Annotated in this window: 19 protein-coding genes; 10 read left to right on the forward strand and 9 right to left on the reverse strand. The window is 70.6% G+C overall.

The genetic code is table 11. The features are described from left to right. Positions 1 to 5 precede the first annotated feature (5 nt). A complete protein-coding gene (locus AC1VNM_RS16085) occupies positions 6 to 1,598 on the reverse strand; it encodes a hypothetical protein (RefSeq protein ID WP_377160964.1) in 1,593 nt (530 codons plus the stop codon). Positions 1,599 to 1,819: 221 nt separating this feature from the next. On the opposite strand from AC1VNM_RS16085, the gene AC1VNM_RS16090 reads away from it, so the two are divergent. Then, positions 1,820 to 2,329 carry a hypothetical protein gene (locus AC1VNM_RS16090; RefSeq protein ID WP_483107563.1) on the forward strand — a complete coding sequence of 170 codons (510 nt, stop codon included), beginning with the start codon at positions 1,820 to 1,822 and terminating at the stop codon, positions 2,327 to 2,329. 95 nt (positions 2,330 to 2,424) lie between these two features. On the opposite strand, the gene aspS is transcribed toward AC1VNM_RS16090, so the two are convergent. The 4 genes from aspS to AC1VNM_RS16110 form a co-directional block, all read right to left on the reverse strand. Beyond that, positions 2,425 to 4,218, reverse strand: coding sequence for an aspartate--tRNA ligase (gene aspS / locus AC1VNM_RS16095; RefSeq protein WP_377160960.1), 1,794 nt, complete (start codon positions 4,216 to 4,218; stop codon positions 2,425 to 2,427). Between the two features lie 166 nt (positions 4,219 to 4,384). Beyond that, a complete protein-coding gene (locus AC1VNM_RS16100) occupies positions 4,385 to 5,059 on the reverse strand; it encodes a DUF502 domain-containing protein (protein WP_377160958.1) in 675 nt (224 codons plus the stop codon). Between the two features lie 21 nt (positions 5,060 to 5,080). Next, positions 5,081 to 5,419 (reverse strand): FmdB family zinc ribbon protein, encoded by a 339-nt coding sequence (locus AC1VNM_RS16105; RefSeq protein ID WP_483107564.1) that lies wholly within the window; start codon positions 5,417 to 5,419, stop codon positions 5,081 to 5,083. A 127-nt stretch (positions 5,420 to 5,546) separates the two neighbouring features. Beyond that, a complete protein-coding gene (locus tag AC1VNM_RS16110) occupies positions 5,547 to 6,992 on the reverse strand; it encodes a high affinity choline transporter 1 (protein WP_377160954.1) in 1,446 nt (481 codons plus the stop codon). A 180-nt stretch (positions 6,993 to 7,172) separates the two neighbouring features. On the opposite strand from AC1VNM_RS16110, the gene AC1VNM_RS16115 reads away from it, so the two are divergent. The 9 genes from AC1VNM_RS16115 to AC1VNM_RS16155 all read left to right on the forward strand — a co-directional run bounded on the left by AC1VNM_RS16115 (position 7,173) and on the right by AC1VNM_RS16155 (position 12,980). Continuing rightward, positions 7,173 to 7,379, forward strand: a complete 207-nt coding sequence (locus tag AC1VNM_RS16115) for a hypothetical protein (RefSeq protein WP_377160952.1) — start codon at positions 7,173 to 7,175, stop codon at positions 7,377 to 7,379. Positions 7,380 to 7,528: 149 nt separating this feature from the next. Next, on the forward strand, positions 7,529 to 7,672 hold the full coding sequence (locus AC1VNM_RS16120) for a hypothetical protein (RefSeq protein ID WP_483107565.1): 144 nt from the start codon (positions 7,529 to 7,531) through the stop codon (positions 7,670 to 7,672). Between the two features lie 90 nt (positions 7,673 to 7,762). Further along, the gene (locus tag AC1VNM_RS16125) at positions 7,763 to 8,317 is read left to right on the forward strand and encodes a hypothetical protein (RefSeq protein ID WP_483107566.1); all 555 of its coding nucleotides are present in this window, start codon (positions 7,763 to 7,765) and stop codon (positions 8,315 to 8,317) included. A 13-nt stretch (positions 8,318 to 8,330) separates the two neighbouring features. Then, a complete protein-coding gene (locus AC1VNM_RS16130) occupies positions 8,331 to 8,690 on the forward strand; it encodes a hypothetical protein (RefSeq protein ID WP_483107567.1) in 360 nt (119 codons plus the stop codon). Further along, the gene (sctJ, locus tag AC1VNM_RS16135) at positions 8,690 to 9,505 is read left to right on the forward strand and encodes a type III secretion system inner membrane ring lipoprotein SctJ (protein ID WP_483107568.1); all 816 of its coding nucleotides are present in this window, start codon (positions 8,690 to 8,692) and stop codon (positions 9,503 to 9,505) included. Before AC1VNM_RS16130 ends, sctJ begins: the two co-directional genes overlap by 1 nt. Beyond that, the gene (locus AC1VNM_RS16140; RefSeq protein WP_483107569.1) at positions 9,502 to 10,221 is read left to right on the forward strand and encodes a hypothetical protein; all 720 of its coding nucleotides are present in this window, start codon (positions 9,502 to 9,504) and stop codon (positions 10,219 to 10,221) included. The genes sctJ and AC1VNM_RS16140 overlap by 4 nt, the downstream gene beginning before the upstream one ends. Further along, a complete protein-coding gene (locus AC1VNM_RS16145) occupies positions 10,218 to 10,946 on the forward strand; it encodes a GNAT family N-acetyltransferase (protein ID WP_483107570.1) in 729 nt (242 codons plus the stop codon). Before AC1VNM_RS16140 ends, AC1VNM_RS16145 begins: the two co-directional genes overlap by 4 nt. A 42-nt stretch (positions 10,947 to 10,988) precedes the next feature. Continuing rightward, positions 10,989 to 11,819 (forward strand): EscT/YscT/HrcT family type III secretion system export apparatus protein, encoded by an 831-nt coding sequence (locus AC1VNM_RS16150; protein ID WP_483107571.1) that lies wholly within the window; start codon positions 10,989 to 10,991, stop codon positions 11,817 to 11,819. An 18-nt stretch (positions 11,820 to 11,837) separates the two neighbouring features. Further along, positions 11,838 to 12,980: an EscU/YscU/HrcU family type III secretion system export apparatus switch protein gene (locus AC1VNM_RS16155; RefSeq protein ID WP_483107572.1), complete on the forward strand. Its 1,143-nt coding sequence runs from the start codon at positions 11,838 to 11,840 to the stop codon at positions 12,978 to 12,980. 46 nt (positions 12,981 to 13,026) lie between these two features. Here AC1VNM_RS16155 and AC1VNM_RS16160 read toward each other — a convergent pair whose 3' ends face one another. From AC1VNM_RS16160 to AC1VNM_RS16175, 4 genes are read right to left on the reverse strand one after another with little or no spacing between them, the layout of a single operon-like run. Then, a complete protein-coding gene (locus AC1VNM_RS16160; protein ID WP_483107573.1) occupies positions 13,027 to 13,554 on the reverse strand; it encodes a hypothetical protein in 528 nt (175 codons plus the stop codon). A 19-nt stretch (positions 13,555 to 13,573) separates the two neighbouring features. After that, positions 13,574 to 14,941, reverse strand: coding sequence for a FliI/YscN family ATPase (locus AC1VNM_RS16165; protein ID WP_483107574.1), 1,368 nt, complete (start codon positions 14,939 to 14,941; stop codon positions 13,574 to 13,576). After that, positions 14,935 to 15,984, reverse strand: coding sequence for a hypothetical protein (locus AC1VNM_RS16170; protein ID WP_483107575.1), 1,050 nt, complete (start codon positions 15,982 to 15,984; stop codon positions 14,935 to 14,937). The genes AC1VNM_RS16165 and AC1VNM_RS16170 overlap by 7 nt, the downstream gene beginning before the upstream one ends. A 1-nt stretch (position 15,985) precedes the next feature. Next, positions 15,986 to 18,112 (reverse strand): FHIPEP family type III secretion protein, encoded by a 2,127-nt coding sequence (locus AC1VNM_RS16175; RefSeq protein ID WP_483107576.1) that lies wholly within the window; start codon positions 18,110 to 18,112, stop codon positions 15,986 to 15,988. Positions 18,113 to 18,151 lie beyond the last annotated feature (39 nt).

The following is an 18,151-nucleotide window of genomic DNA, read 5'->3' on the forward strand; positions in this document are numbered from 1 at the left end:
TCGGCTCAGGCGAGCCGCGCGGCGAGCCGCCGCGCGAGCTCGAGCGCTTCCGTCAGACCGGCACGTCCCGCGTCGGCGTCCGCGGCATCGCCGGGGCTGCTGGCAAGCCGCTCCAGCACCGCCACCAGCGTCCGCGCCTGCGCCCCCGGGTCGGCGGCGTCGGACGTGCCGCCCGGCGCCTGCGGCGCGGGCAGTTGGGCGATCAGGCGCTGCAGCCAGCCGGCGAGCCGCTCGGCCCGGCTGCGGTCGGCGCGCGACCAGACGGCGCCTTCCGCCCGTTCCAGCACCAGTTCCCCGACCACCGCGCCGGCCGCGTTCCTCAGCGACAGCGTCTGCGACGAGCGGCCCGCGCGCGCCGCGGCGCCCACGAGCGAGGCGGAGCCCCCCGCGGTCCAGCGCAGATCCAGGCCCGTCAGCGCCAGGGCTTCCAACAGCCGCGGCCGTGCCTGGCCCCATTGCGATTCGACGTCCGCGGTCGTCGCCACCGCCGCGCCGGAACGTCCCAGCGTCAGCAGCAATCCTTCCGCACCGTGCGGATCCGTGTCGAAGCGCGCGAGCTGTTCCAGCCGCGCCGGCAGTTCCGTCTGCCCGAGCGTCGCCTCCAGGCGCTGCCGCTGCTGCTGGTGATACCAGCTCGGCCCGAGTTGCTCCTGCTCCGCCATCAGCTGTCCCAGCCGCCCGTGCGCCGCCGCCTGCAAGGACCTCGACTGGATCTCCTCGCCCAGCGCGAGCGCCTGCTGCGCGGGCGGCACGGCCTCGGTCCCGCGTCGCAGCTCGCTGATCAGCAGCAGCGTCTGCGCCTGCAACCAGCGGTAGCGGCAGCGCCGCGAGAGATCTTCCGCCTCCGCCGCCAGGGTCAGGGCGTGCTCCACCGCGCCGCTGTCGCGCGCGCAGCGCGCGTGGTGCCACATCGCCTCGGCCTCGTAGTCGCGGTGGCCGACGGCGCGCGCGTCGGCGCGGGCCTCGTCCAGGCGCGGCAGCGCGGCCTGCGGGCCCTGCGTCGCGCGCAGCGAGACGGCGCGGTTCAGCGCGATCTTGGAGCGCATGTAGGGGTCGTCGCCCAGCTGCGGATAGTGCAGCTCGGCCTGATCCAGCACCCGGCCGCCGCGCGCCCAGTCGCCGAGCGCGAAACACAGGTGCGCCAGGCCGATCCGGGCCAGGCAGGCCCAGCGGGTCTCGTCGTCGGCCAGCTCCAGCGTCTGGCTCCAGGCATTGCAGGCCTGGACGTAGTCGCCGCGCTGGTAGTGCATGCGGCCCAGCGCCTCGCTGAGCTCCGCCGCCTCCTCCAGCAGCCGGTGCTGCAATGCGCGGGCGATGGCGCGTTCCAGTTCGGCCTGCAGTTCCGGTCCGCGACCCCAGCGCTCAAGGATGAAAAAGGCGCCGAGCAGGGCCTGGAACGGCGGCTCGCCCTCGCGCGCGATCAGGCGCTGCAGCCGCGGCAGGGCCAGGCCGGGGCGACGCATCACCAGCCGTTCCCAGCGCGCCTGCGGCGTCAAGGGCAGGCGTCCCCCCGCACCGGTGCCGCGTCGTGCGCCCGCCTGCCGCGTGCGCCCGTCCCTGCCCTTGCTCCCGCGTTCGCCTCGCTCGCCCGTCGCCATGTCCGTCCCGTTCAATGCCGCCCCGCTGCGGGGAACGACCGGAGCATAAACGCCCCGATGGATCACGCCGCCCGGGGCGCTCTTTCAACGATTCCGACTGATAACCGGGTTGAGCACACTCATTCAAGTCGGTAGAGGAGCCACTCTCACTCACTCGTGCCATTGAAGGGGATCACGTCAAAACAGGAGGATCGCCATCTCTGTTCGACATCCCCATGCACATGACAACACCGCCTCTCCAGCCCACCCGCGCCGCCTGCGCCATCGTCCTGTCCACGGTGATCACCGCCGCGATCTTCGGCCTGGTCATCGTCCTGCCGGCGAAAGCGGAGACGCCGCCGGTTCCGGCGCATCCGGTCGCGTCCGCCGCCCAGCACAACAAGCTGGCCGGCCCCGCGTCGAGCCTGCATCGACCGCCCCTCGTCACGCGCCTCCTGACCCGTGGACCGACGCGCTCGACGTTCGCCGGCACCGAGGTCACGAGCCGTGAGCGCGGCGTCGACGGCGATGTCCTCGAGCATCGCACCGTGACGTCCTCGTCGGGCAACACGACGGTGGAAACCCGGACCGTCCTGCGCCACCACGACACGCGACTCGTCGGCGATCAACAGACCGGCGCTCCCGGCATCAACTACGGCCCTTCGCGCGAACGCAGCCTGCAGGGCCGCGGCGCCGACACACCCACCAGCGTCGAATCGTTCCGATACGGATACAGGCTCAAGCTCGATTGATGGGTCCGGATTGAAAAGACAACGCCCCGACGGCTTGAGCCTCGGGGCGTTGTGCTTCGTGCGGCGGCGCCTTCAGCGCCACCGGTGGGCGATCGTCAGGCCGTCGCGGCGCCCGGGTTGCGCAGGCGGATGTGCAGCTCGCGCAGCTGCTTCTCGTCGACGAAGGACGGCGCGCCGGTCAGCAGGCACTGCGCGCGCTGCGTCTTCGGGAACGCGATCACGTCGCGGATCGACTCGGCCTTGGTCATCAGCGTCACCAGGCGGTCCAGGCCGAAGGCCAGGCCACCGTGCGGCGGCGCGCCGTACTGCAGCGCGTCCAGCAGGAAGCCGAACTTCACGCGCTGTTCCTCGGGGCTGATGTTGAGCGCCTCGAAGACCTTGGCCTGCACGTCGGCCTTGTGGATCCGCACCGAACCGCCGCCCAGCTCCCAGCCGTTGAGCACCATGTCATAGGCCTTGGCCACGCACTTGCCCGGGTCCGTGACCATCAGGTCCTCGTGGCCGTCCTTCGGCGCGGTGAACGGGTGGTGCACGGCGGCCCAGCGCTTGTTCTCCTCGTCTTCCTCGAACATCGGGAAGTCGACGACCCACAGCGGCGCCCACTTGTCCTCGAACAGGCCGCTGGTCTTGCCGAACTCGCTGTGACCGATCTTCAGGCGCAGCCCGCCGATCGCGTCGTTGACGACCTTGGCCTTGTCCGCGCCGAAGAAGATCAGGTCGCCGTCCTGCGCGCCGGTGCGCGACAGGATGTCCGCGACCGCCTTGTCGTGCAGGTTCTTCACGATCGGCGACTGCAGGCCCTCGCGGCCCTTGGCCGTCTCGTTGACCTTGATCCAGGCCAGGCCCTTGGCGCCGTAGATCTTGACGAACTCGGTGTAGCTGTCGATCTCGCCGCGGCTCATCTGGGCGCCGCCGGGCACGCGCAGCGCGACCACGCGACCGCCGGGCGTCGTGGCCGGACCGGAGAAGACCTTGAAGTCGACGTCGCCCATCACGTCGGTCAGCTCGGTGAACTCGAGCTTGACGCGCAGGTCCGGCTTGTCGGAGCCGAAGCGGTGCATCGCCTCGGCGTACTTCATCACCGGGTAGTCGCCCAGCTCGACATTCAGCGCCTTGCGGAAGACGTGGCGGATCATGCCCTCGAACATCGCGCGGATCTCTTCCTCGCCCAGGAACGAGGTCTCGATGTCGATCTGCGTGAACTCGGGCTGGCGGTCGGCGCGCAGGTCCTCGTCGCGGAAGCACTTCGTGATCTGGTAGTAGCGGTCGAAGCCCGCCACCATCAGCAGCTGCTTGAACAGCTGCGGCGACTGCGGCAGCGCGAAGAACATGCCGTCATGGACACGCGACGGGACCAGGTAGTCGCGCGCGCCTTCCGGGGTGCTCTTCGTGAGCATCGGCGTCTCGATGTCGACGAAGCCGTGCTCGTCCAGGAACTTGCGCGCTTCCATCGCCACGCGGTAGCGCAGCATCAGGTTGTTCTGCATGTACGGGCGGCGCAGGTCCAGCACGCGGTGCGTCAGGCGCGTGGTCTCGGAGATGTTCTCGTCGTCCAGCGGGAAGGCCGGCGTCACCGACGGGTTCAGCACTTCCAGCTCATGGCACAGGACTTCGACCTTGCCGCTGGCGACGTTGGCGTTCTGCTTGTCGGCCGGGCGCGCGCGCACCTTGCCGACGACCTTGATGCAGAACTCGCTGCGCACGCTTTCGGCCACCTTGAACATCTCGGGGCGGTCGGGGTCGCAGACGACCTGCACGAGGCCTTCGCGGTCGCGCAGTTCGATGAAGATGACGCCGCCGTGGTCGCGGCTGCGATGGGCCCAGCCCATCAGGGTCACGGTCTGGTCCAGCAGCTTCTCGCTGACTTGGCCGGCATAGCAGGTACGCATGGGGGTTCTCCGGAAATTCTTCAGTGTTCGGGGCGGGGCTGGCGGCGCGCCTTCAAGACGTTGTCGGCACGGGGCTCGACGACGGGCGCGGCCAGCGATTCAAAGGGGCGCTGGCGGGGTCCTGCGGACCCTCAGGACTGAGCGCTTGCCGGGGCGCTCAGCCCGGTCAATTTCGGGTGGCTTCGCTCGGCAGGACGATCGCGGGATCCCCTTGAGGAGCGACGACGCCCATCGAGATGATGTATTTGAGCGCTTCGTCCACGCTCATCGCCAAAGGCCGCAACTGCGCCCGGGGCATCATCAGGAAGAAGCCCGAGGTCGGGTTGGGCGTCGTGGGCACGTACAGCGCCACGTGCTCGTCGGCCTCGGCGCCGCTGAGCGTGCCCAGCTGCTGGGCGACCTCGCCGCGCGGCGTGCCGGTGACGAAGGCGATGGTCCAGGAGCCCTGGTGCGGATACGGCACCAGCACCGCCTCGCGGAAGGCGTTGCCGCTGGACGAGAACAGCGTGTCCGAGACCTGCTTGACCGAGCTGTAGATGCTCTTGACGATGGGGATCTTGTAGAGCAGCCGGTCCCACTGGCGCAGCCACCACTGGCCGAAGATGTTCGCGACGAACATGCCGGTCAGCATCAGCAGCGCGACCATGACGACCACCCCCAGGCCGGGGATGTCGTGCAGCTGCTTGAGCGATTCCTGGGCGGCCAGCGGCAGCACCGCGCCGACGGCCGACAGCAGCCACATGAAGACGCCGTCGATCATGCCGAGCACCCAGAGGAGCACCCAGACGGTGATCGCGAGCGGGAGCCAGACCAGCAGGCCGGTGATGATGTACTTGCGCATGCCTGGGTCCGGGCCTCGATCTCAGTGGCAGGCGCAGGAGCCGCCGCAGGCCGTGCCCGACGACGTCGCCGAGCCGGAGGACGACTCGGACGCGGCGGCGGAAGCACCGCCCGACGTCGACGCGCCTTCGGCACCGGCGGCCGGCGCGGCGGCGGACGTTGCCGCGGCCGCGGTCGAGCCGCCCCGGAAGTCGGTCGCGTACCAGCCGGATCCCTTCAACTGGAAACCGGCGGCGGTCACCTGCTTCGAGAAGCTCTCCGCGCCACAGGCGGGGCAGACGGTCAGCGGGGCGTCGGACAGCTTCTGCAGCACGTCTTTGGCGTGGCCGCAGGCGCCGCAGCGGTAAGCGTAGATCGGCATGTTGTGGGGACTACCGGGTCAAAAACCCGAAATTATATAGAGGGCGCCGCCGACGCCCGACTCATGCTGCCCTCATGCTGCCCTCTGGCTGCCCTCTGGCTGCCCTCTGGCTGCCCGCTCGCCGGGCTCAGGCTCCGCCGGCCAGGCGGTGGTGCGATCCGTGGGAATCCCGGATCGCCTGCGGCCCCAGCGACCCGACCAGCATGCCGACGATGCCCGCCAGCAGGCCCGCCAGTTGCGCCGGGAACTGCTCGCCCGCGGGCGTCACGAGGAACAGCAGCCAGGTGATCACGCCCAGCACGATCGCGAAGATGGCGCCCTGCGTCGTCGCGCGCTGCCAGTACAGGCCGAAGACCAGCGGGACGAAGGCGCCGACCAGGGTGACCTGGTAGGCGCTGGAGACCATCTCGTAGATCGAGGTGCCCTGCAGCGCGATCGCGTAGCCGCAGACGCAGACCGAGAACAGCAGCACCGCGATGCGCATCGTGCGCAGTTCCTGCTTGTCCGAGACGCGCGGGAAGAACTGGCGCCAGATGTTCTCGACGAAGGTCACCGACGGCGCCAGCAGCGTGGCCGAGGCGGTCGACTTCAGCGCCGACAGCAGCGCGCCGAAGAAGATCACCTGCATGATGAAGGGCATGCGGTCCATCACCAGGCGCGGGATGACCTGCTGCGGGTCCTCGGCGATCAGCTGCTTGGCGGCCTCCGGCATGATGATCAGCGCGCTGACGACGATGAACATCGGCACGAAGGCGAACAGGATGTAGCAGATGCCGCCGATGACCGGACCGCGCGTCGCGGCCTTGATGTCCTTGGCCGACATCACGCGCTGGAACACGTCCTGCTGCGGGATCGAGCCCAGCATCATCGTCACGGCCGCGCCGAGGAAGAACACGATGTCGTGGAAGCTCGGCTCAGGCAGGAAGCGGAACATGTCCTGGCTGCTGGCCAGCGTGATGACCTTGTCGGCGCCGCCGGCCATGTCGGCGGCGAACCAGGCAATGATGGACAGGCCGACCACCAGGATGATCATCTGGATGAAGTCGGTCACGGCCACCGACCACATGCCGCCGAACAGCGTGTAGGCCAGGATGGACGCGGTGCCGATCATCATGCCCACGGGGATGCTGATCGCGCCGCCCGACAGCAGCTTGAACACCAGGCCCAGCGCCGTCACCTGCGCCGCGACCCAGCCGAGGTAGGACAGGATGATGATGAAGCTGCAGACCACCTCGACCACGCGGCCGTAGCGCTCGCGGTAGTAGTCGCTGATCGTCAGCAGCGTCATCCTGTAGAGCTTGGCCGCGAAGAACAGGCCCACCAGGATCAGGCACGACCCGGCCCCGAACGGGTCCTCCACGACGCCGTTCAGCCCCGTCTGCACGAACTTGGCCGGGATGCCCAGCACGGTCTCGGAGCCGAACCACGTCGCGAACGTCGTCGTGATGATCATCACCAAGGGCAGGTGTCGCCCGGCAATGGCGAAGTCCGCCGTGTTCTTCACCCGCTTGGCGGCCCACAGGCCGATCGCGATGGTGACAAGCAGGTAGAGGATGACCAGGGTCAGGAGCATGGCAGCGGGCCTTGGGAATGCGGGGATGCAAACGCGTGGGGGGTCCACACACAAAAAAGCGCGCGGATTATCCCCGGAACCTCACATCGGGTTGCCCAGGGTCCTCCCGCCCCGCGAACTCCGCTTTCCGTCGCCCCTACTGATCGTTTCAGCGCCGCGCGCGCCTTTGAAAGGAATTCAATGCCCTCGAATTATGACTACGGCAACTTTGCCAATCAGCAGATGCAATCCCAATCGAGCCAGTTCCAAAGCGACGAAAACGCAGCGGAAGCCGGGGAACTGCAGCAGATGAAGTCGCAGCAGCAATTGGCAAACGCCAAGACCGGCATGCGCATCGAAATGGCCAACGCCCAGATCGCCCTCATCGACAAGGTCAGCATGCGCTGACGTCTCCCTCGCGAGCGCCAGACGCGCTCGCTCTACCCCCCTTAAACATCAAGAAAGAAGGAACTTTTATGTCCGGAGAAATCCACGCAGTGAAACAGGAACTGGCCTATCAGAGGGGCCTCAACGACGGCATGCGACAACAAGGCGCCATGACCAGCCAGCGCGGCTTCTTCGGCCGCGGCATGGACTTCGCGTCCGGCTTCTGCGGCTCGTTCATGGGCAGCTGCGCCGCCAACATGGCGAACTGCTTCCGCGGCTTCGGCGGCGGCTTCGGCCGAGGCTTCGGCTGGTAACGGTTCAGTCGTCGACCTCCCCGCTGGGCGGCGCCGCGCGGCGCCGCCCGCTCCCGCGGCGCACGGCGCCGCTTTTCATCCGCCAACGCCATGATCGATCTTGCTCCCGCAGCCGAACAGGCCCCCGTACCGGCTCACGTCCTGGAGAAGCGCGCCTGCATCGCCGCCTTCATGGACAGCCATCCCGACATCTTTGCCGCGCCCACGAGCGCCGGCACCTGGACCGCCTTCGCCGGCCAGTCCACGCCGCCCGATGAACACGAGGAACGCGTCCTCGACCAGGCCACCGGCCGCATCGTGCAGGCCATCCGTTCCGCGCAGGACCGCACCCCCTCGGACTTCGACATGCAGTCGGCGTTCGACCTGGCCAGGGAAGAAGGTCTCGGCGAGATCGAGCCCGATCCCGCCGTGATGGCCATCGCCTCGCCGGACGCCGCCGACGATGAGGTCGCCACGATGGCTCGCGCGATGTCGCTGTACAAGACCGCGGTCCAGATGGGCCTGGCCGAAGGCAGCGAACTGCACCAGACCATCGAATCGAGCTTCAGCGCCCTGCCGGCGGAAACGCCGTTCATGCAGGACCTGCTGGAAACCGCCAAGCGCATCGTGCTGATCGACCTCGATCAGGCCATGCACCAGGACTGAACCGGGAAGCGACATGACGATCCCCCTCCAACCCGGGCGCAGCGTCGACGCCCTCGGCGGTCGTCCCGCCCCCTCCGCGGCCGGCACCCGGTTCGCCGAAGCCGTGGCCCAGGTGGCCCGCATCCAGGGCCCGCTGTCGCCCGCGCTCGACCGGGCGCGCGACCCCCAGGCCATGGCGCGCCTGGTGGCTTCGGTGGACGAGTCCAAGGCCCGGCTGGACCACCTGCAGGACCGGATGCGACGCACCGGCGACGCCAGCATCGCGCCCCTGATCGCGCAGCAGATGCAGGAACTCGACTACCGGTCCACGCTGGTCGCCAAGGCGCTCGGCAAGATCGGATCCACGATCAAAGAAGTCGCGACGGCCGCCTGATGAGGTCGGTCGGACGCCTTCTCGTCGCGTCGATGTGGCTGGCGGCGATGCTCGCGGGCTGCTCCGGCTCGATCGACCTCTATACCGGCTTGAACGAGCGGGACGCCAACGAGGTCACCGCGGAACTCGACCGCCACGGTGTCGATGCCGCCAAGGCGGCCGTCGGCAAGCAGCTGTTCGCCGTGCGCGTGCCGCAGGATCGATTCGCCACGGCGGTGGCCGTCCTGCAGGCGGCCGGGCTGCCGCGCAGTCCGCTCGCGCGCATGGGGGACGTCTTCAAGAAGGACGGCATGATCTCGACGCCGACCGAGGAACGCGCCCGCCTGCTCTCGGCGCTGGCCCAGGAACTGGAGAGCACGCTGTCCCAGATCGACGGCGTGGTGCTCGCGCGGGTCCACCCCGTGCTGCCGGAGCGGGTCGTCCCCGGCGAACCGGTGCTGCCGTCGTCCTGCTCCATCCTGATCAAGCACGTGGCGGGCTGGAACACCGCCGCCTACGAACCGCGCATCCGCAAGCTGGTGGTGTCCAGCATCCCCGGCCTGGCCGACTCCCCGGAGAAGGTGGCGGTCGTGTTCGTGCCGGCCGAGGTGATCGCGACGGCGCCGGCGGCCGCACGGGGCGACGGCGCCGGTCTCATGAGCGCCATGGCGGGCTGGATCACCGGCGGCCTGGCCGTGGTCCTGGGCGTCGGCGCGCCGGCGGGCTGGTGGTTCTGGCAACGACGGCGACACCCCGGCCCGATGCCGGCCGCCGCGGACGACGATCCGCTCGGTCTCGACGGCACGGACCCGCTCACCGGTTCCCCGGCGCCATGACGGCCCGGGCCGCACCGCGCGACGGGGACGCCCTCGCGTGTCCTCCCGCCTCGCAGGCCGGTTGGCTGGAGCTCTGGTACGAGCCCTGGCACCGGATGCACCCCGGCTGGCTGGACGATCCGTCGGGCGGCGACGCCTGCCGCGCGACCGCGCACTGGCTCGCGCGCTTCCGCTCACCGGGCCCGTCGCTGCGACTCGCCTATCGCTGGTTCTGCGGCCGCTTCGGCATCGATGCGGAGGCACCGCTGCCGCTGGAGCGTCTCGCGGCCTTGCCGGCGCATCTGCCCTTGGACAGCGACGCGCTGGACCGGGCCGCCCTGGCCCTGGGCCGGGTCGCCCACGCGAGCCATTGCCTGGCCGGCGCGCACCGCGATCTGGCCGATCTGTTCTCCCCGCAGCGCGGCGACGCGACGATGTGGCGCGATGCGCTGCGCCAGGCCAAGGCGCGGCCCTTGCGTCCCGAAGGCGCCCCGCCGCCGACGGACGCCTCGGACCTTGCGCTGCGTCGCTGGGCGCTGCCGCTGATGGGCCGCCTGATCGAGGACGCCCTGCCCGGCGCCTGGTCGAGGTTGCGCCTGCGCTGCGCCCCCGACCTCCTGCGCGAGGCCGCGCTGGCGCCGCGCATTCCCGACTCCGCCGCCGCGTTGCGACGGCAGGCCTGGCGCATCTGGCGCACCGGCGCCGCCGCGCCCGACACCTTCGCCACACCACCATGACGACTGCCACTCCGCCCCGCGCCGCAGCGCGCGACACCGCGACGCTGCACTGGCGTCCGGCCCGGCCCGCCGACGCGGGCGACCTGATCCGCATCTACAACGAGTCCGTCGGCGGCGGCGGCCATTCGCCGACGCTGGAGAACGGCAACGAAGAGGCGATGCTGGCGCTCCTGGCGCACAGCCGCCACAAGGGGTGGCCGGTCTGGGTGATGACGGCGCCGGTCCCGACCGACGACGGCCATGGCGACCCTGGCGCCGACGCGCCTCGCGTGCCGGTCGCCTGGGCCCATCTGCGCACGATCGCCTGGGGGGCCGGCGCGTGCCGCAGCGCTGGCGACCTCTGGCTCTACGTGGCCGAGGATTGGCAGGGCAGCGGCATCGCGATGCGCATGGTCCGCGGCGTCTTCAAGGAATGCCGCCGCTACGGCTTCGACACCGTCACCTGCTGGATCCTCGGCAGCAACCGCCGCAGTCTCTCCCTGGTCCGCGCCTGCCGGCTCGAGCGCTGGGCGTTGATGCCCGCCGTCGTCGACTACGGCGGACTCCGCTTCGATCTCGAGGTGTGGGGCTGCCGCCTCGACGATCCCGCCTGGCTGGCCCACATGGACCGGCTGGGGCGTCGCCAGGCGGGCATCGAACGCCTGCGCGCGGCGCGACACCACGCGGCCGCGATCGAGACATGCGCCGCGCCCGCCGCCGCCGTCACGTTGCCCTTGACTGCCTGATCGCGCCCATGTGATCTCGCCCATGTGATCGCGCCGCCCGCCATGCCCCTCGTTTCGCCGCTCGATTCGCCGCTCGACTCGCCCCTCTCGCTGCTGCTGTTCGCCCAGGTCATGGCGCTCTCCGTGGCGCGCGCGGGCGGCATGGTCATCTTCCTGCCGTTCCTGGCGCGCCAGCAGACCACCGCGACGGTGCGCGGTGCGCTCTGCCTGGCGCTGTCGCTGCCCGCGGTCGTCCAGGTCTGGCCCGCGTTCGCCGTCTCGCCGCCGTCGCCCGAGGTGCTGCTGATCCTGACGCTCAAGGAGGGCCTGATCGGCGGTCTGCTCGGCATGCTGGCGGCCATCCCTTTCTGGGCCGTGCGGGGCATGGGCACCCTGATCGACAACCAGCGCGGCGCCAACGCCGCCCAGCAGGTCAATCCGGCGCTGCAGGCCGACGCCACCCTGCTGGGCGAGCTGTCCGAACGCGCACTCATCGCGCTCCTGGTGGACCTAGGCCTGCTGCAGACGACCTTCACGGTCCTGTCCGTCAGCCACGCGCAATGGCCGATGCTGGACCTGTTCCCGGCCCTCGACGCGGCGCGCCAGCGCGGACTGCTCCAGGCCCTGGCGGGCACGCTGACCCAGGCGCTGCTGCTCGCCGGGCCGGCCCTGCTGCTGCTGCTGATGGTCGAGCTGGCGCTGGCCATCGCCAGCACCGCCGTGCAGGGCTTCGACGTCTACGCGTCGGCGATGGCGGTGAAGTCGATCTCGGCCCTGTTCATCGTGGTGCTGATCGCGGCGCCGCTGTTCGACAAGATCCTGGACGATGCGCTGCGCTGGTGGCAGGAAGGGATCCTGGACGCCCTCGGCCTGGCCCTGCCGCTGGCGCGCTGACCGGTCGACGAGCGGCCGATGTCCGAGAAGAACCTCCCCCCGACCGAGTCCCGCAAACGCCAGGCGCGCGAGGACGGCCAGCTCGGCGTCAGCCAGGACTCGATCAAGATCCTGCGCCTGCTGCTGATGGCGGAAGTGGCGTTCGCCACCGAGCCGCTGTGGCGCGGCCTGGTCGACGCGATGCTAGAGGCCGCCCTGCGCCAGACCGCGCGTCCGGGCGAGGCGGGACTGGCGATGAGCTGGGCCTCGTTCTTCCCGGCCCTCGTCGCGCTGCTGGTGATGGCGGTACTGCCGGCGCTCGTCGCCGTGCTCGGCACGCTGGCGCAGACACGGTTCAACTTCGCGGGGAAGGCGCTCGGCAAGGGCGTCGACAAGCTCAACCCCGGCAACAACCTGAAGGGCCTGGTGTCCGGGCAGAAGCTCATGATGGCCGTGCTCGGACCGGTGCGCAGCCTGTCGCTGCTGACGGTCGCCTGGCTGAAGATCCGCGACAGCCTGCCCGACATCGCCCTGGCCTTCCGCGCCGACGCCGCCCAGGGCTGGACGCTGTCGCTGGCCATGCTCAAGAGCCTGGAACGCCAGTGCATCGTCGTGCTGGTGCTGCTGATCGTCACCGACATCCTGCTCCAGCGTTATCTGATCTTCCGCCAGCTGCGCATGGACATCAGCGAGGTCCGCCGCGACCACAAGCAGAACGAAGGCGATCCCTTGCTCAAGGCCACGCGCAAGCAGATCGCCAAGGAGATCGCCATGTCCGAAAGCCCCGGGACGCAGCAGCGGCCCAGCGCGGTGGTCGTCAATCCGGAGCACGTGGCGGTCTCCCTGTTCTACGACCCCGAGCTGACCGAGATGCCGCTGATCCTGGACAAGCGCAGCGACGAGGAAGCGCTCGCGCTGCGGCGCGAGGCGCGCGAGAACGGTGTGCCGGTCGTGCGTTACGTGGGCCTGGCGCGCTACCTCCTCGCGTCGGGCGAGGTCGGGCAGCCGGTGCCCGAGCACAGCTTCCGCGCGGTGGCGCTCCTGCTGCGCGTCATCGAGGAGTACGAGAAGCAGGCGCCCGAGCTGCTTCGCCCCGCCTTGCGCGCCGGCGACAACGAACTGCACCTGGACCTGGCGACCGTGGACGACGAGATCGGGCAGGAGATGCTGGATCTGACGTGAGGACACCGCGACGGGGCGGCGCGGCGTCGGCAGCGGGGGTTCGGGCTCAGGCGTCGTCGCGGAGCTGCTCCTCGAGCAGCGCGTACTTCTCGCGGCGGCGCGCCAGGGCCCGATGCCGGTCGGCCGCTTCGCCCAGTGCCAGCTCGGCGGCATCGCACTCGCGCTGACGATCGGCCACCGCCTGTCGGGCGGGAGGCACGCGATCCAGTTGCGCCTGGTCGGCGTGACGCCACCGCTTCAGGACGGGCGAGCCGCCGGGTTCCGCCTGACAGGCGGCCCGCAGCGCGGCGCGCTGCGCGGCCACGTCGTCGATGCAATCGCTCAGGGCCTGCTCCGCCGCCGCCAGCGCCGCCGCGGCGGCTTCGCTGGCGCGCTGGGCCCGCAACAGTTCCGCCTCGGCCAGGGTCGCCCGCCGGCTCGCCAGGGCGCCGATGCGACGGACGCCGGGAATCCGGGGGTCAGGTGGTGCGGGCGTCTCGAATTCATGCGGGGCCCGGCGCGGCGCGGGGCGATCGGAGGGGCGATCGGAGGAGCGATCGTCAGGGCGGTCGGCAGGGGGGCGGCCGGGCGTCATGACGGCCTCCATCGTCCGCTCACACCGCGCCGGCGGTCAGCGCATGCAGCCTGGACAGGCTGTCCTCCCAGGGGACGGGCGTGCGCGTGTCCTGGCGCAGGAAGTCGATCACCTTGGGATAGTCCGAGACGATGCGATCGGTCTCCGGGTCCAGGCCCGGCCGGTACTCGCCCAGACGCACCATCAGCTCCATGTCGCGGTAGCCGGACAGCACCTGCCGGATCCGGTTGGCCGCGCGGCCGTGCTCCCGGGGCACGATGTTGGACATCACGCGGCTCAGGCTGGCCAGCACGTCGACGGCCGGGTACTGCCCCTGCTCGGCCAGCTTGCGCGACAGCACGATGTGGCCGTCCAGCAGCGAGACCGCTTCCTCGCTGATCGGGTCGGAGCGCAGTTCTCCTTCCAGCAGGACGGTGTAGATCGCGGTGATGGAGCCGCCCGCGGCATTGCCCGCGCGCTCGATGAGCCGCGGCAGCAAGGCGTAGACCGACGGCGGGAAGCCGGCGCGCGCGGGCGCCTCGCCCGCTGCCAGGCCGATCTCGCGCTGCGCGCGCGCCAGCCGGGTCAGCGAGTCCACCATCAGCAGCACGTTCAGGCCCTGGTCGCGCAGGCCCTCGGCGATGGCGGTGGCGGTGAACGCGGCGCGCACGCGTTCGATCGAGGTCCGGTCCGAGGTCGCGCAGACGATCACCGTGCGCGCCATCAACGCGGGGTCGAACTCATGCTCGGTGAACTCGCGGACCTCGCGGCCGCGTTCGCCGATCAGGCCGACAACGATCGCGTCGGCCGGACTGCCTCGACCCACGGCCGCCATCAGCGTCGTCTTGCCGCAACCGGGACCGGCGAACAGGCCCACCCGTTGGCCCTGACCGATCGTCAGCAGGGTATCGAGGCTGCGCACGCCGGTGGGAAACCGGTCCTTGATGCGCCATCGCTCGACCGGGGGCGGCGCGTCCGCGATCACCGGGCGCCAGGCGAGCCCGTCCTCGCCGGGGCGCAGCGGCGGACCGTCGTCGAGCGGATGGCCGAAGCCGTCGAGGATGCGCCCCAGCAGCGGCCGCCCCACGGCGACGTGATGCACGGTGCGCAGCGGCCGGATCACGCATCCGCCGGAGATGCCCTCCAGCGCCATCAGCGATGACAGCAGCACATGGGGGCCGGTGAAGCCGACGACCTCGCAGCGCCAGATCCTGCCCGGCGACGCGGGGTGGTAGACCTCGCAGAGTTCGCCGATGCTCGCGCCCGGCACGGTACCTTCGATCAGCATGCCCAGCACGCGATGCACCTGGCCGAGCTGGCGGATCAGCGGGACGTCCGCCATCGCGGCGGCGATGGCGGCGGCAATGGCGGTGGATTCGCGGGCGGCGATCTCGCGCGGCGTCACCATCCGATCTGCACCTTGCGGGGACCGTCGAAGACCAGCGTGCCGGGTCGGATCTCGGCCAGCCGCCAATCGCCGACGCGCTCGCCGGGTTCGAGCCTGCGACCGTCGGTCAGCATCACGTGACTGCCCGACCCGAGCATCACCTCCTGGATGTCGAAAGGCAGGACCACGGTGCCGTCGCCCGGGATGTTCACCAGCAGCCGACCCCGTCCGCCGCGCCGGTCGACGGTGGTGCCGGACGTCGCCTCGACCGTCGCGGCCGCAGCCGGGGAGGCCGGGGCCTCGCGTGACGCATCGCCTGGCACGGCCGCGGTGCGCGCATCGACATCCGCCGCCACCGGCGCGCCAGGCTTGGGACCGTCGGCGGACGGCCGCTTCTGCCTCGGCTCGGTGGTCGAGGACCGTCGCTTCCTGGTCTCGTCGTCCGGCTCGATCGCCGCCTCGCTCTCCTGGACCTGCCGGACCAGCGCGGCCACGCCCAGCATCGTCGACAGCAGCCCCGCCGCCACGATCAGGCTGCCCAGGGTCCGCATCGGTCGCGGCACGCGCGATGCGTTCCGGCGGCCCGTCCCGGCGGGCCGGACGTCCGCCACCATGCCCGGATCCTCCGAAGGCCCGCGGACCTGGAGCGCCGGCTCAGGCAGCGCGTTCTCCGCCAGTTCCACGGCCGGCGGTTCCATGGCGGGCGGCTCGATCGCCGGCGGCGTCCAGGCCTCCCAGGGGTCGCTCGCGTCACGGACCGTCAACCAGACGTCGCCGGTCCTGAACGCCTGCGCGGGCGCCAGCGGCACGGTCTGACCGCCCGCCAGCACGACCCCGCCCGCCAGCACGACGCCCTCCTCCACCGCCTCCAGTTCGAGGCGGCCGTCCGGCGCCAGGCACACGCGCAGCTGCGCCGGCACCCTGCCGTCGTCCAGCAGCAGCAGGTCGGCGTCCTCGCCGGGACCGACCGTCAAGGTCTCCTCTAGCGGCAGCGCCGCGCCGGACTGCAGGCCGCTCAGGACGCGCAGCTCCAGCAGGTCCGCCACCGTGGCCGGTGCCGTCATGTCAGTACATCTCCGGCAAGGCGCGTCCCTCCAGGGGGACGCTGATCACGGCGCGCACGTTGACGCGGAAGTCCGGGGGCAGCTCGGACATGCCGATCACGCCCAGCGGCGGGATGCGATCGGCCAGCAGCTTGCGGAGATGCGGTCGCACGTCCTGCGCGCAGACCATGACCGGACGCCCGCCGTCGCAGGCGGCCAGGTAGGCGGCGGCGGTCTCGTCGAGGATGGCATCGGTCAGGTCGGCATCCAGCGCCAGGAAGTCGCCATAGGCGGTCTGGCGGATGGCGGCCCGGACCTGGGCTTCGAGCTCGCTGTCGAACATGAGCGCCCGCAGTTCCTTGCGCACCGCGTAGGCGTCGCAGATCTCGCGCTGCAGCGCGGCGCGCACGCATTCGGTCAGCACCGACGGGTCGCGCTCGCGCGGCCCCCAGTCGATCAAGGCGTTCAGGATGATCGGCACGTTGCGGATGCCGACGTTCTCCATGAGCAGGCGACGCAGCACCTCGGCCATCCGGCTGAGCGGCACGGCGCGTTCCAGTTCCTTCGCCACTTCCGGCGTCTTGCGGCTGCACCAGGCGGTGATCTTCTGGGTCTCCTCCATGCCGAAGTACATCGGACCGACGCGCAGCAGCGTCTCCTCGCAGAGTTCGTCCAGGCGTTGCCAGCAGTCCCGCAGATCCGCCGGCACCGGGTCGAGCGCGAGCGCGTCCGCCTCCGGCAGCCAGATGCGCGGCGCGCAGGCCGTGCCGCCGCGCGTCTCCACCTGCTCCGGCGGCAGGCCCAGATCGGCCGGATCGCCGAGCGTCCAGGTGCAGGTCCGCAGGTCCTCCCGCAGCCACATCGAGAACACCGGGACTTCGCCGTGGCAGAACTCGATGTCCGCGTGCTCGAGCTCGACGTCGGCATCGAAGTCGATCGCCGGGGTCACGAGCGCCAGGCGCCGCACCAGGCGGTTGCGGACCTGCCGGCAGAGGTTGAGCGCGCGCTGGGCGCGCTCGGGATCGATGCGGCTGCTGACGCGCAGCGCGAAGGGGCGCACGAGATCGAAGTCGCGCAGCGCCTCCACGGCCGCTTCGCGCTGCTGCGTCTCCTCGCGTTCCGTCCTGAGCTTGCGATGCATCATCGTCAGGCCGACCGTGGCGGAGCCCGTCGCCAGTCCGGCAAAGGCCAGCAGCGGCATGCCCGGCAGCAGCCCGAAGGCCAGCATCGCGCCGCTGGCCGTGACCCAGGCCTTGGGCTGGTGCAGCAGCTGGGCGGTCAGCTCGTTGCCGATCGCCCGGCCGCCGGTGGGCTTGGACACCCGCGTGACCAGCAGACCGGCGGTCATGGACATCAGCAGGGCCGGGATCTGCGCCACGAGCCCGTCGCCGATGGTCAGGATCGCGTAGACCTGCAGCGCCTCGGACGCGGGAATGCCCCGCTGGAACACGCCCACCGACAGGCCGCCCAGCAGGTTCACCAGCACGATGACGATGCCGACGACGGCGTCGCCCTTGGCGAACTTCATCGTGCCGTCCATCGCGCCGAAGAACTGGCTCTCCTCGGTCAGCGCGTCGCGCTGGGTCTTGGCCTCTTCCTGCGTGATGCCGCCCGCCTTGCGTTCCATGTCGATGGCCATCTGCCGGCCCGGCATCGCGTCCAGCGAGAAGCGCGCGCCGACCTCGGCCACGCGTTCGGAGCCCTTCGTGATCACGATGAACTGCACCACGGTCAGCACCAGGAACACCACGAGGCCGACCACCAGGTTGCCGCCGACGACGATCTCGCCGAAGGCCGCGATGATGTGGCCGGCTTCGGCGTTGAGCAGGATCTGCCGCGTGCTGGCCACGCTGAGCGCGACGCGGAACAGCGTGGTGACGAGGAACAGCGACGGGAACGCCGACAGGCCGGTCGTCTGCTTCACCTGCATCACCAGCACGATCAGGAAGGCCGACACGCAGAGGTTGATCGCGATCAGCAGGTCCAGCAGCCAGGTCGGAACCGGGAGCAGCAGCGCGAAGACCACCGCCACGACCAGCGCGGTGACGACGATCTCGGCCCGTTCGCCGCGCGGGGCGATCTGCCTCGCCAGGGCCTGCGCCGGTGACAGGAGCGCGTCCGCGGCGGGGGGAGGGGCAACGCCGCGCACGGCGCTTCGAGGAGATGGCAAAGGCATGATGGACGGTCA

The sequence above is a fragment of the Mitsuaria sp. MSU3D genome (assembly GCF_056867975.1).